The following is a 13,859-nucleotide window of genomic DNA, read 5'->3' as shown; positions in this document are numbered from 1 at the left end:
ACGAAAGCACCGGCGAAATCGCTCCGATTGGTGTTTATGCCTATGTGATAGAGCTCACTGATCTCAATGGTAAATTGGAGACCTATCGTGGGGTGGTTACCTTGATACTGTAAAGAGAAAATTCTTATTTCTCAGTATTCCAAAAGGGCAATCTCCCATATTCAGCCTCAAACTTTTCTAATAATTCTCTTTCAATAGGCTTGGGGATATCATTATCTCTGGCACCTGAGGTAACATACCACTTAATGATTAGGCATTTTATATTATCTTCTTTCATTCTAATAGGCCAAGAGATACTTCTATTTTTACCAAATTGTTTGTTATTTACGATATGGCCACCCAAGCCATCCTGACGATGAATAATCTTGCAATTAGCTCCCTCTCTACCAGAAACCCCAACATAAATCAATCTTTCAACATTAACCACATCAGCATAGATAAGATAAATCCCACTACTATTACGAGGTGCTGTGCATTCTTCATATAAATTACTTGATGATTTAAAATCAAACCTTCCTTTAACCTTATACTCTTCGAGTTTTTTGAACATATTTACTATAATTTAAATTTACTTCTTCTTTCCTTTTCGCATATGATGATTCAAACTTCCTAACCCAACGCCTTGAAATACATTACTTATTACAAAACACAGTTTTTGTTTAAGCTATTGACTCCTCACTTTCCTCAATAACGCTAATGAAGAATGGGTTATTAATGATAAAACACCTAATATTCCAAGCTAGCAAAAATCCACTAGGCCCCCAAAATACGAAACTATTAGATACAAAAAAAGCTTTGAAACAATTGTTTCAAAGCTTTATAATGTCGGGGTAGGGTGATTCGAACACCCGACCTCCTGCTCCCAAAGCAGGCGCGCTAACCGGACTACGCTATACCCCGTATAATTTTCTGGCGGAGAGAGGGGGATTCGAACCCCCGGTACAGTTCCCCGTACACATGTTTAGCAAACATGCGGTTTCAGCCACTCACCCACCTCTCCGTGGATTATTATTCAATATTTTTTAGAACTTCGATTCCTTGTGAAGGGTATCTCTCGTTTTGCGATTGCAAAAGTAGACAAAATATCGAACCCACCAAACCTTTTTGAAAAAAAATTAATTAATTTTCCATTAAAAATTGAAGGTCTTCTCCTGACTGTAATTCCCTAGCTTCTTTACCATCTTTGAATACCCTCAACCCTCGTTCTCCAAAGTGCTGTAAATGATTTCCTTTCACTCTAAAATAGCATGCTTCACGCAAACCAGCCACATACATATCAGGATTTACTGCAGTAAACTCATTTATTCTTTGTTCGCGAGTTTCTCCTCCATGACCATCAGGATGGGCATCTAAATAATGAGGATTAATCTGAAATGGAACTACATTTAAGCAATTAAATGAGATGGGCTCAATTATAGGCATATCGTTGGTAGTTTTTAAACTTGGGCAAGCAACATTCGATCCTGCACTCCACCCCATGTACGGCATTCCTTCTAGAATACGTTTCTTAATAGCTTTCATAATACCTGTTTGCTGCATCATATAAACTAAATGAAATGTATTCCCTCCACCTACTGCAACTGCTTCAGCATTCTCAACTGCCTGAACAGGATTTTCTTCTTTATGAATGGAATATAAGTCAAAACCTAATTCTGCATAAACTGCCTTTACTCGTGCTTCATAAGCATCAAAAGAAGCTTGTAATCCTTTATCAGAAAGGTTTACTCCTGCGTATGGAATAAATAATACTCTCTTTACTTCAACCTCTTTTAAAAATTCTTTAATCACAGGACGTGGCCATCCTAAATATTCTTCTCCTGCATTAGTGGAATTACTGATCAGTAATAAATTTCTGTTCATATCTATATTTTATATGTTATTTCTCATTTTTGGGTAAATCTAATATATTTTGTTCATTTGACATATCTAAAGTCTGAATATTCCGTAATTTTCGGTTTATTGCATTTGTTCTCGTACTACTTAATGTCTCCAAAGAAGTCGAGGCAGTGTTTAAATGTTTTTGGACTTTATCTAAATGCTCAGCAAAATTTCCAAACTCCTGTTTCACGGCTTTTAATACATCCCAAACCTCACTACTTCTCTTTTGCACCGCTAATGTTCTAAATCCCATATTCAAGCTACTTAGCAAGGCTGAAAGCGTGGTTGGCCCAGTTATAGTGATTTTATAATCTCTTTGCAATTTCTCAAATACACCAGCATGACGCAGTACTTCGGCATAAAGACTCTCCACAGGCAAAAACATAATGGCAAAATCTGTGGTATGGGGCGGATCGATGTATTTTGAGCTAATGTCTTTGGCAAATCCATCTATGCTTCGGAGTAAAAGTTTTTGTACTGAGTCGATTTTATCCTTATCACCCTCCTCATAGGCCTCTAAAAGCAATTGGTAGTTCTCTATTGGAAATTTAGAATCGATAGGTAACCAAACATTTTTATCGTCAGTTTTACCTGGCAATTTGATGGCAAATTCAACATGAGCTTGGCTTCCTTTTTTGGTTTGTACATTTTTCGCATATTGCTCACTGGTTAAAATCTGCTCTAGGATATTCCCCAATTGATATTCTCCCAAAACACCTCTTGTCTTTACATTAGTAAGAACTTTCTTTAAATCCCCTACTCCACTGGCAAGCGTCTGCATCTCTCCAAGGCCTTTATGCACCAGCTCCAATCTATCACTGACCAATTTAAAAGATTCACCCAACCGCTTTTCTAGAGTTGATTGTAATTTCTCATCAACAGTCTGACGCATTTTTTCCAATTGACTGCTATTGTCTTCTCGTATGGACTTTAAACTGGAATCTACATTTTCTTTCAAGCTTTTAATCTGATCCAGAGCCAACTTATTCTGATCTAATTGTTGCTGATTCAAATCACCAAACCTCACTCGCAATTCTTCATTGATATTTTTAATACCAAAGGCAAAATCTTCTCTATTTACTTTGGATTCTTTTTGCAAACGCTCCTCAAAACGTTGGAAACGATCGTTCATTAAGTCTAATAGTTGTGATTGTTTTTGATTAGTCTCCTCCATAAATTGCTTTTGAGAAAACTGTAAATCATCGTTTAAATCTTTTAATAATTTAGAAAACTGATTTAACTGTTCTTTTTGGAGGATGGTATTCTCGTTAATTCTCTTTAACAAAGAATCTTGAAACCCTATAAAACTATTGGAATTTTCTTTTCTGTTTTCAGAAAACAATTCACGAGTCTCACGAGAAGCATCAGCAAACTTTTCATGAATAGCAGACTGAAATCCAATGCTATTCGATTCTGGAGCTTTGCTCTTTTTAAAAACAAAAACGAGTAATAATATCAATAATAAAGCATTTGCAGAAATCAATAAACTCAGAATCATGTTAAATGTTTTAGGATTTCAAATTTAAGAAAAAAAAGGAAGACGAATGTAAAAAGGCGGAAGACAGATGACGGATGTTGGATGACAGAAGTATCACATTTAATAGTAGTATGAACATACGCTGTACTAAAAATGGTCAACCCTATTTAGGCATTCACACAGGACAAGCTTAAAACATTGAACTTTGAACCAAGTATTAAAAACCCCGACTCACCATCTCAATACAAAAAAGTCTACTACTCGTTACTTTTCACCCTTTGCTCTATGCTCTTCACTCCATCAACCTCCAGCCTTTTTAGCCTTATATCCTTGATCCATCAAAATCTTCATGATTTTATCGCGATGATCTCCTTGAATGATTATCTCACCTTCTTTGGCCGAACCTCCTACTCCACATTTGGATTTTAACAATTTGCCTAAGTCTTTTAAATCATCTTCGGAACCTATGAACCCTTTAATCACAGAAGCCGTTTTTCCTCCTCTGTGTTTCTTGTCCAACCAAACTCTTAAATCTTGTTCACTAGGCGCAATGCTTTCTTCTTCAGCTCCACCAAAATCGTATTCGTAGTCTTGATTAGTGGAATAAACCACATCTCCTGTTATATTCTTAAATTTCTTTTTCTTAGCCATAATTATACTTTTGGTAACCAGATTTTCAAATTTCTGGGATTCATTACTATCTCTACTTTTTTCCCCACCTTTAATGATTCACCATCCACATTGGCATATTCATTATCATTAGGTGAAATCTGAATCTTCTTTCCTCTGATAATTTCTATTAAATTAGATTCGTGGGCTTTTGCACTCCAAACCTTTGACAGTACTTGTGGGACCCGCACTAATTTAGGTTTCCGAATAATACAAACATCCAATAAGCCATCACAGAGACTAGCTAAAGGTGAAATCTTGGTATTATAACCAAACTGATTGGAGTTGGCAATGCTTATCATAGCAGCTTTTCTCTTGAACTTTTGTCCATCGATCAACAAATCATATTCTTGTTCCTGATATTTAAAAAACTCTTTGATACTCAAAGATGCATAACCCACAAACCCTCTATTTTTATAATGGGCAAATTTTTCTGCTATCAAACTATCAAAGCCAACACCTGCAATACTCACAAAAAAGTGACCATTTAATTCTGCAGTATCAATCGCGCTAGTTTCAGCATTATTCATTTGTAAAATGGCTTTCTTAGTATCTAGCTCCCAATTTAGATGCCTCGCCAAACCATTACCAGAACCTTGTGGAATGATTGCTAAAGCGGCTTGGGTCCCAGCTATTTCTTTAGCAATTTCATTTATGGTTCCATCCCCTCCTACCGCAACTATTACATCAAATTTGTCATGATATTTCCTTGCTATTTTGGCTCCATGACCTATATATTCAGTATATTTAATATCAAAATCAAAATAGTTTCCATCCAAATAAACAGGAATAAGATCAGCTATTTTCGACTTATCTCGTCCACCACTTATAGGGTTAATAATAAATAATACTCTCCGTTTATTCATGATTTTTAATTCTGATTTGGTTCTGAATCATTCGATTATTATATTGCTGTTGGAATGCCTTCTCAAAAGTGACCAAATCATTAATATCTCTCTTATTCAATACATTATTTTTCAACAAACTATCTTTACGATATTCATATAATGATTTTGGATTTCCATCCTCCATCTGCAATAAATATTCCTCATCCATCATCTGAAGATTTCCATTAAAATAATTCACCGCGAATATTCTAGAGGAGCCTTCAAAGATAGAATTACCGAAAGCAATAATACTATCCTGCATTCCTAAATAATGTAATATAGAAGGATAAATATCAGTTTGTTGGACGAGTTTCTTTTTAGAACGACGAGTCATTAAAGTATCTCCAGGAGCAAAAAATGCTATGGGAATACTAAATTGACCCAAACTATTTTGGTATGCCGCCTCTGCCCCTTCGCTGGTATGATCGGCAGTAATCACAAACAAAGTATTTTGATACCAATTTTTGGTTTTAGCAGATGTAAAAAACTGCTTCAAAGCAAAATCACTATAAGCAATGGCTTGTTGAATTTGCAGTTTTCCCTTGGGGAATTTACCTGTATACTCAGCCGGAATTTGATAAGGATGATGGGAAGACAAAGTAAACAAGGCCGCTAAAAAAGGTTCTTTAAATTCAGTCAATTCTTCAGTAAAATATTGCAGATACTTTTCATCCCAAATTCCCCAATGCCCATCATAATCCTCTGGATTTGGATACTCGTTCTTCCCATAATACTCTTGAAATCCAGCGGCACTAGCATAGGCATCAAAGCTCATGGTTCCATTATTTCCTCCATGAAAAAAAGCAGTTTGATAGTTATAATGATTCAGACTATGAGCTAAACCTTCAATCTGATTTCCTGCATAAGGACTGTTTAAGAACGACTCGTCCGACAAAGTAGGTAAAGCAGATAAAATGGCTGGTATTCCTTCGATACTTCTCTTTCCATTGGCAATTCCCGAAAACACCAAACTATGCTCGAACAAACTATCCAGAAATGGGGTAAAACTTTTCTGATGACTCAAATAACCAATATGTTCAGAGGAGAAGCTCTCTAAAATTAAAACCACCACATTCTTGATAGGCTCAGGAACCGAATCTAGAGGAGGATATGATTGAACAGGTTGGTAGTTTTTTTCTAATTCGACTTCCGTAAAATCACTTTTTAATTCCAAACCCGTTTGTCCTACCGATTTAATGATAGTAAAAGGAGTATTTAAGACAACAGGAGAAAGACGAGCAGGTGCGTGTAAACTGGCATCTACTATATTTATGGGTTTCAATTGAAAACCGCCTCTAATTCCAATAATTACAATCCCCATCGAGACTATAAAAATCACTGTCTGCAATATAAAAGTCTTGATACTCCATGGATTTCTATTGACTTTAACACGCACTCCATTAAAAGAGAACACCAAGAAAACCAAAAGTACTATCGCCATTAAAAAAGCATACCAGAAATCTACTAAAAAACGAGGTGCCACTTCCCAAAATGTCTCCATAGAGGACAAATAGGAAAATATATCAAAGGTCATCCTTTTTAAAGTGAATCGATAATAAATAGCATCGGACAAATTCAAAAAGATGGCCAAGGTTAAGGCTATTAAGGTAGGCACCTTTATAATAGCCTGAAATACTTTAGCGCTCCTAAAGGGCATTGGAATGGTATTTCCAATAATAAACAAGGCGCTCAGCATAAACAACACACTCAAATCGAAACGTAAGCCTACAAAAATTGCCCATGCAATATCGCTAGTAGTAAATCCAGAAAACAGTTGGAAATTGAAAACATACAAGCTCACTCTCGAAAGAACTAACACCAATAATATCATCAACAACCGCTTTAGAAAAGCGATATAATGACTTCTAATATGTGGATATGATCCTAAGAGAGCTTTCATAAAAAGCTACAAATGTAAAGAAACACTTTGGGAATTAAACCTCTGTGATGTTATTTCTGATGGCAAATTTTACCAGATCGACTGTTGTACGAAGATTAATTTTGCGCATAATATTATTCTTATGACTTTCCACTGTCCGAATGCTAATAAAAAGTTTATCGGCAATCTCACTATTGGTATAGCTTTCAGAGAATAACTTCAACACTTCCAGCTCGCGCTCAGATAATACATTCAGCTGCTTGTCCAACGGACTCTCACTATCACTGGCTTTCCTTAAATAAGAATTTAATAGAATATTGGTGATGGATTTACCATAATAATCGTATCCACTGCGCAAGGTATATATAGCCTCCACTAATTCCGCTCGCGTAGTGTCTTTTGTTAAAAACCCTTTAGCACCGGCTTTTATAGACTTCAAAATAAAAGACTCACGAGTGTTTAACGACAAGACCAACAACCGTGCTTTTGAATAATCATTAGCAATTTTCTTAATCTCAGCTACATCATCCGCATTCGACAAATAAGAATGATAAAGTATGATATTGGGCTGAGACAAACGCACCCTTCGGGTGAGTTCTTCAGCAGTATTATAGAAATCAGTTATTTCAATATCGTTGACATCCGAGAGTAAAGATCTAATGCCTTCACAAATTATTTTATTACTATCCTTGATAACTACTCTAATCAAAACTTTATTTTTTAATATTCGGGGCAAATATAAAGAATATTTCACATAGAATTCATAAATTCGTTATCTCATAAACAGAACTTAAAAAGCTATGTCAGATAAACTATCACATAACGATATAAAATTCCCAAAAGAAAGTAAATCACTCAAGCATTTAAAAGAGCTATCTTGTATCAATCAGATAGTTGGTGTACTCAAGGAGAACAAGTCTTTGGCAGAGTCTTTAAAAGAAATCGTGACCCTCCTACCTCAGTTCTGGCAGTATGCTGATTACACTGTTGCACGCATTCATTTCGATGGAGAGAATTATAAAAGTCCAAAATTCAATTTTTCTCCTTGGAAACTGCAAAAAAGATTCTCTACCATAAAAGGTAAGCTGGGTTATGTGGAAGTATATTATACAGCTGAATTTATGGAAGCTGACCAAGGGCCATTCTGTACTGAAGAGACAAATCTTTTAAGTATTATCACCTCAAAAATCACAGGATTTCTAAATAGCCTCGAAGCCAAGTCTAAGAAACCTGACAATGAACATGAGTTTATTTCCTTTCATAGGGAAGAAAACCCTAAAGAAAAAAAGTTAGTCACAAGAAAGCTGCTACAGCGATTTATCAATAAGAATAATTATGCCCGTGATATCTATCATGATCTCATGCCTTATAAGGTTAAAGAAATTCTTTTAGTCGCCAATCTTTACGATGCTTACAGTATAGAAAAAGAAGGCCGATTTAGTGAATATGTATTGGGGGAATACAGTACATTAAACCTGACAAGTATACCAAGAATCACTGGAGTTTCCTCGGCAGAAGACGCCATGGAAGAACTTCAGAAAAAAAATTACGATTTGGTGATCATCATGATGGGAACTGATAAATTTGGTCCTGTCAAACTCAGTGAAGACATTAAAGACATCTTTTCTTTTATGCCAGTCTTCCTACTGCTGCATAATAATAGAGATGCTGCATATTTTAAAGGTGATTTCCCCAAATCATTCGATAGTGTATTTGTCTGGAATGGAGAATCGCAGGTGTTTTTTGCCATGATAAAAATGGTAGAAGATAAAGTTAACCTTCAGAACGATACCCAAAAAGGAATGGCTCGTGTAATTCTTTTAGTAGAAGACACCCCCAAATATTATAGCCGTTATCTGCCTATGCTCTATAACATTGTTATGGAACAAACCCGACGAATTATTGAAGACGTAAGTACAGATGAACTCTATAAAGTTTTAAGATTGAGAGCAAGACCTAAAATTATTCATACCGACAATTACGAGGAAGCCATCGAGATCTTTAATAATTATAAAGATTATATGTTATGCCTCATCACCGATGTGAAGTTTTACAAAAATGCTGAGTTAGATGATCGTGCAGGAGTTAAGTTGGTGAAATACGTTAGAAAACATATTGAAGATTTACCTACAATCATTCAATCTTCTCAAAAGGAAAATATGAGTGAAGCCTATTTGCTTCAGGCGAGCTTTATTGATAAAAATTCTGATAGCCTTCTTATTGATTTCAAAAATTTCATCACTCACTATTTAGGTTTCGGTGATTTTATCTTCCGAGATATGAATGGTCGTAAACTAGCAGTAGCTAAGTCTTTACGCGATTTTGAGCAACATCTAAAAACAATCCCAGATGAAAGTATTCTCTACCATGCTACCAAAAATCACTTTAGTCTTTGGTTAATGGCTCGAGGCGAGATTCAAATTGCAAGAATCATCAATCCTTCAAAAGTCAATGATTTTAAAGACAGCAAACAACTTCGTAAATATTTAGTAGAGGTGATGCAGCGTTTCAGAAATGAACAAAACAGGGGTAAAATCATTCCCTACAAAACCAACCAAATAGGAAATGCAAAAAACATCATCAAACTTACCGACGGTTCTTTGGGAGGAAAAGGGCGTGGTTTAGCCTTCTTAAACAGCCTCATCCATAATTTCGATTTTAGCCAGATTCTTGATGAGATTAACATCTGTAATCCTGTTACTTATTTGGTAGGCACTGATGAATATGAATTATTTTTGGAGAATAACAACCTTCATTCGAAACTAAAATTAGTACAAGACTATGAGGTTATCAAGAAAATCTTTATCAATGGAAAACTATCCTCCAAATTAGTTATTAAACTAAAAGAAATTTTGAAGGAAACTAAGAAACCTCTAGCTATCCGCTCTAGTGGTCTTTTTGAGGATTCCTTAATGCAGCCATTTGCAGGAATATTTGACACTTTCCTGTTACCCAATAACCATAGTAATGATGATATCAGACTTAAACAAGTAACTGATGCTATTAAACTGGTCTATGCATCAGTATACTCTGATATTGCAAGAGGATATGTGGAGGCTGTAAACTATCGTATTGAAGAAGAAAAGATGGCCATCGTTATACAAGAGGTAGTCGGAAACCAATATGATGATAAATTCTATCCTCATTTTAGTGGAGTAGCTCAAAGCTATAATTATTATCCCATTGCCCATATGAAACCAGAGGAGGGCTTCGCAAACATTGCCGTTGGATTGGGGAAATATGTAGTCGATGGTGAGAAATCCTATCGCTTTTCACCCAGGTATCCCGATTTAGAAAATTATTCTTCAAAAGATTTGTTCAAAAACTCTCAGACTAGTTTCTATGCCGTGAACATGAAAGAAAGAGAACTCGATTTAATGATAAGCGATGATGAGGGTTTAATCAAATTAGACATTAGCGAATCGGAAAAGCACGGAACTTTAAAACACATGGCCAGTGTTTTCGATCAAGATAATAATAGAGTGGTACCTGGAATATTCAAACCTGGACCGAGAATTATCAACTTCGCCAATATTTTGAAATATAATTACATCCCTCTTTCTCGAGCTTTAGAGGTTATCTTACAAATTGGGCAAGAAGCCATTGGCAGCCCTGTTGAGATTGAATTTGCAGTAGATTTAAACAGAGATTCGGATTATAAAACCAGCTTATACATCTTACAAATAAAGCCTCTTACTGGAAATGCTGATGACTATAATATTAATATGGATGAGGAAGACCTTGATAAAATGCTCCTCTACACCGAAAATGGCTTAGGAAACGGAATGATAGACCATATCACCGATTTTATATACGTAGACTTGGAAACTTTTGATAAATCTGAAACTATTAAAATGACCAAGGAAATAGAAGCTCTAAATGCTAAAATGATGAAGCTGGATAAACAATATGTTCTCATCGGTCCAGGCCGCTGGGGTACTCGCGACCCTTGGATTGGAATCCCTGTTAGCTGGCCACAAATATGCAATGCAAAAATAATTGTGGAAACTAGTTTAGCCAACTTCCCATTGGATGGCTCCTCGGGATCGCATTTCTTTCACAATGTTACCTCAGCAGATGTAGGATATTTAAGTGTTCAACAAGAACTCTCCTCAAATAAAATCAATTGGGAAATCCTTGATAAACAAAAGGTAGTTGAAAGAACAAAATACTTTAAACATATTGAATTTAAAAACCCAGTAACCATTAAAATGGATGGCAAAAAGCGAATCTCCATCATGCACTATAACGATTAAAAACATAAAGATTTCATAATCCTATACCCTCTTTCAATGATTGTATAGACAAATTATTATTGTTTCCTTACTTTTGCAGCAAAATATATTTATGAAGACTAAGACTTATTTTCTGGTTATCATTTTAAGTTTGATGATGAACTCAGCCTTTGCACAAAAAAATGGCCAGGCGAATTCCTATTATGAGAAAATAACAGAAGCCATATCCTCATTAAATTCAGCCGATGATTACCAATCCTACCTGGAAGCAGGGCAACAATTTCAAAATATTGCCGAGGAAGAAAAAAGCAAATGGGTTCCTTTTTATCATGCTGGATATGCCTACATTCAAGCTGCATTAAAATTACCTGCAGCCAAGAAAACATTAATACTTTTAGATTCCGCACAAAGGATGGTAGATAAAACTATTGAATTTGGTGGTCTTGGCAATAGTAAAATTATTTGTTTGCGTGGTTATTTATATTATGCACAACAATTTAGAACGCCAAATAACAATACGAATATTATTGCCCGAAAAGCGACTCAAGAATTAGATAGGGCCAGATTTCTTGACGACTCTAATCCACGTCCCTATTATGTAATTGGATTGGTTCTTGACCAATTGGATCCAAGAATAGGAGGCAATAAAAAAAGTGCATGCAAGCATTTTCAAAATGCTGATGAAAGATTTAAAAATTTCACACCGAGAAGTGAACTTTCTCCAAATTGGGGGGCGCAAGATAATGCAGCGCACCTATTAAAATGTAATCAAAAATAATGGCACAAGCACTACTCACCGTTGAGAACCTCAGCAAATCATATAGCGATAAACTCCTATTCCAAGATTTAAATTTCAGCATATTAGAAGGCCAAAAAATAGCACTCGTAGCTCATAATGGGGTTGGTAAATCTACTTTACTCAATATTTTATCAGGTGCAGATATTCCAGACGATGGAAACCTTACTATAAGAGAAAGTTTAAAAATCGCCTATCTTAGACAAGACCCTAAGCTCGACAAAAATCTGACTGTTGAAGAAGTACTATTTCATTTAGATAACCTTTATGTGAAAATCATTAACGATTATCACCTACAATTGAAATCTTATGAAAAAGATCCTTCTCCGCAAAATCAAAAAAAGCTCGATGAAGCCATAATCATGATGGATCAGAAGCAAGCTTGGGATTACGATAGTAGAATGACAGAGGTTTTAGAGAAGTTTGAGATAAAAAATCTAAAACAACCCATTTCTGAGTTATCAGGGGGCCAAATAAAGAAAGTTGCTTTAGCCTCTGTTATTATCGATGAAGCCGATTTAATCATACTCGACGAACCCACCAATCACCTCGATATCAAAACTATTGAGTGGCTTGAGGAGCATATCAGCAAAAGCAAACTTAGTCTACTCATTGTAACTCACGATAGATATTTCTTAGACGAAGTTTGCGATATCATTATTGAGATCGATCAACAAAGAAGCTTTACTTACCAGGGCAATTATTCCTATTTCCTTCAAAAGAAGGCAGAACGAGAAGCTTTAGATGTGATGGAAATAGAAAAGGCCAAAAACCTATATCGAAAAGAGCTCGATTGGATGCGCAGACAACCTAAAGCCCGAACTACTAAAAGCAAAGCTCGCATAGACTCCTTTTACGATATAGAGAAAATAGCTAAGAAAAGAATAGAAGAAAAAAAGATTGAATTTAAAGTTAAGATGAGTCGTCAGGGTCGAAAGATTTTGGAAGCAAAAAACTTATCAAAAAGTTTTGGTGAACTGAAAATCACAGATAAGTTTGAATATATCTTCAAGCGTGGAGAAAGAATTGGATTGGTCGGACCTAATGGAACCGGAAAATCGACATTCCTTAACCTCCTCACAGGGGATTTAAAAGCAGATTCTGGGGAGGTTATTATTGGAGAAACCACTAAATTCGGATATTACACCCAAAAAGGATTAACTCAAAAAGAAGATTTACGAGTTATAGAGATAGTAAAAGAAATAGCAGAGTCTGTAGATATGGGTGGTAGCACCATCGGCGCAGCTCAATTCCTATTTCACTTTGGTTTTTCCTATTCTTTACAACAAAGCTATTATAGACTTTTGAGTGGAGGAGAAAGAAGGAAACTCTATCTTATCCTCACATTGATGAGTAATCCAAACTTTCTTATTTTAGATGAGCCGACTAATGATTTAGATATTTTCACGCTCGGCAAACTCGAAGAATTCTTAATCGACTTCCCAGGTTGTGTAATTATTGTAAGCCATGATAGATACTTCTTAGATAAACTCTGCGACCACCTCTTTATCTTTAAAGGCCAAGGTGACATTAAAGACTTTGGAGGTAATTATTCTGATTTCAGAGAATTGGAAGAACTAAAAATTCTTCAAGAAAAGAAAAAGAAAAAATCCGAAAAGCCGGTTGTTCAGCAGAAAAAAGCCAGTTCGGTTAAAGTCAGCTATAAAGACAAAAAAGAATTTGAAAAACTTGAAGATGAAATGCCATTGGTTGAAGAAGAAAAAACCAAATTAATAGAAGCACTCAATTCTGGCACCTTAAGTCCTGAGGAAATGAACGAGACCAGCAAAAAATACCAAGAAGTGGATGAAAAACTCGACGAAATGGAACTTCGCTGGCTGGAGCTCAGTGAGATCATTAACGAATAAAATAAGAAATGGCAGAATGTGACCATGTGTGAATGGTAGAATGTTCAATCATTTTCTCATATAAGCATTAATTCATAAAAGCATTGAAGCATCGAGCTATTGAATCAGGGCAAACTTTGTTCTACTTTTCCTTTGTACTTGTCTTATAATTTATCTAGAAACCTGTAAAT

At 35.6% G+C, this 13,859-nt stretch carries 10 protein-coding genes and 2 tRNA genes; 3 read left to right on the top strand and 9 right to left on the bottom strand.

The window, feature by feature from the left end; translation table 11 throughout:
- Positions 1 to 124: 124 nt before the first annotated feature.
- The 9 genes from HNS38_RS18455 to HNS38_RS18415 all read right to left on the bottom strand — a co-directional run bounded on the left by HNS38_RS18455 (position 125) and on the right by HNS38_RS18415 (position 7,499).
- Complete coding sequence (locus HNS38_RS18455; protein WP_172280930.1) at positions 125 to 550, bottom strand: hypothetical protein; 426 nt, start codon at positions 548 to 550, stop codon at positions 125 to 127.
- Between the two features lie 275 nt (positions 551 to 825).
- Positions 826 to 900, bottom strand: a tRNA-Pro gene (locus HNS38_RS18450).
- Between the two features lie 10 nt (positions 901 to 910).
- Positions 911 to 1,000, bottom strand: a tRNA-Ser gene (locus HNS38_RS18445).
- A 119-nt stretch (positions 1,001 to 1,119) separates the two neighbouring features.
- The gene (pepE, locus tag HNS38_RS18440) at positions 1,120 to 1,860 is read right to left on the bottom strand and encodes a dipeptidase PepE (protein ID WP_172280932.1); all 741 of its coding nucleotides are present in this window, start codon (positions 1,858 to 1,860) and stop codon (positions 1,120 to 1,122) included.
- Between the two features lie 16 nt (positions 1,861 to 1,876).
- Positions 1,877 to 3,376, bottom strand: a complete 1,500-nt coding sequence (locus HNS38_RS18435) for a DNA recombination protein RmuC (RefSeq protein WP_172280935.1) — start codon at positions 3,374 to 3,376, stop codon at positions 1,877 to 1,879.
- Between the two features lie 279 nt (positions 3,377 to 3,655).
- On the bottom strand, positions 3,656 to 4,006 hold the full coding sequence (locus HNS38_RS18430; protein WP_172280937.1) for a translation initiation factor: 351 nt from the start codon (positions 4,004 to 4,006) through the stop codon (positions 3,656 to 3,658).
- Positions 4,007 to 4,008: 2 nt separating this feature from the next.
- On the bottom strand, positions 4,009 to 4,890 hold the full coding sequence (locus HNS38_RS18425; protein ID WP_172346865.1) for a diacylglycerol kinase family protein: 882 nt from the start codon (positions 4,888 to 4,890) through the stop codon (positions 4,009 to 4,011).
- The gene (locus HNS38_RS18420) at positions 4,883 to 6,742 is read right to left on the bottom strand and encodes an LTA synthase family protein (RefSeq protein WP_172346864.1); all 1,860 of its coding nucleotides are present in this window, start codon (positions 6,740 to 6,742) and stop codon (positions 4,883 to 4,885) included. The genes HNS38_RS18425 and HNS38_RS18420 overlap by 8 nt, the downstream gene beginning before the upstream one ends.
- Positions 6,743 to 6,845: 103 nt before the next feature.
- Positions 6,846 to 7,499, bottom strand: coding sequence for a response regulator transcription factor (locus tag HNS38_RS18415; RefSeq protein WP_172280950.1), 654 nt, complete (start codon positions 7,497 to 7,499; stop codon positions 6,846 to 6,848).
- 91 nt (positions 7,500 to 7,590) lie between these two features.
- On the opposite strand from HNS38_RS18415, the gene HNS38_RS18410 reads away from it, so the two are divergent.
- The 3 genes from HNS38_RS18410 (at position 7,591) to HNS38_RS18400 (ending at position 13,689) form a co-directional block, all read left to right on the top strand.
- Positions 7,591 to 11,046, top strand: coding sequence for a PEP/pyruvate-binding domain-containing protein (locus tag HNS38_RS18410; RefSeq protein ID WP_172346863.1), 3,456 nt, complete (start codon positions 7,591 to 7,593; stop codon positions 11,044 to 11,046).
- Between the two features lie 91 nt (positions 11,047 to 11,137).
- The gene (locus HNS38_RS18405; RefSeq protein ID WP_172280954.1) at positions 11,138 to 11,803 is read left to right on the top strand and encodes a hypothetical protein; all 666 of its coding nucleotides are present in this window, start codon (positions 11,138 to 11,140) and stop codon (positions 11,801 to 11,803) included.
- A complete protein-coding gene (locus tag HNS38_RS18400; protein ID WP_172280956.1) occupies positions 11,803 to 13,689 on the top strand; it encodes an ABC-F family ATP-binding cassette domain-containing protein in 1,887 nt (628 codons plus the stop codon). Before HNS38_RS18405 ends, HNS38_RS18400 begins: the two co-directional genes overlap by 1 nt.
- The last annotated feature ends 170 nt before the right edge of the window (positions 13,690 to 13,859 follow it).

This window comes from Lentimicrobium sp. L6 (genome assembly GCF_013166655.1).
GTDB lineage: Bacteria > Bacteroidota > Bacteroidia > Bacteroidales > UBA12170 > UBA12170.
This window is presented reverse-complemented; position numbering and strand designations above follow the sequence as displayed.

Coding starts and splice junctions, on each gene's coding strand:
- HNS38_RS18455 (WP_172280930.1), bottom strand. CDS start 550: ATGTTCAAAAAACTCGAAGAGTATAAGGTTAAAGGAAGGTTTGATTTT.
- pepE (WP_172280932.1), bottom strand. CDS start 1,860: ATGAACAGAAATTTATTACTGATCAGTAATTCCACTAATGCAGGAGAA.
- HNS38_RS18435 (WP_172280935.1), bottom strand. CDS start 3,376: ATGATTCTGAGTTTATTGATTTCTGCAAATGCTTTATTATTGATATTA.
- HNS38_RS18430 (WP_172280937.1), bottom strand. CDS start 4,006: ATGGCTAAGAAAAAGAAATTTAAGAATATAACAGGAGATGTGGTTTAT.
- HNS38_RS18425 (WP_172346865.1), bottom strand. CDS start 4,890: ATGAATAAACGGAGAGTATTATTTATTATTAACCCTATAAGTGGTGGA.
- HNS38_RS18420 (WP_172346864.1), bottom strand. CDS start 6,742: ATGATATTATTGGTGTTAGTTCTTTCGAGAGTGAGCTTGTATGTTTTC.
- HNS38_RS18410 (WP_172346863.1), top strand. CDS start 7,591: ATGTCAGATAAACTATCACATAACGATATAAAATTCCCAAAAGAAAGT.
- HNS38_RS18405 (WP_172280954.1), top strand. CDS start 11,138: ATGAAGACTAAGACTTATTTTCTGGTTATCATTTTAAGTTTGATGATG.
- HNS38_RS18400 (WP_172280956.1), top strand. CDS start 11,803: ATGGCACAAGCACTACTCACCGTTGAGAACCTCAGCAAATCATATAGC.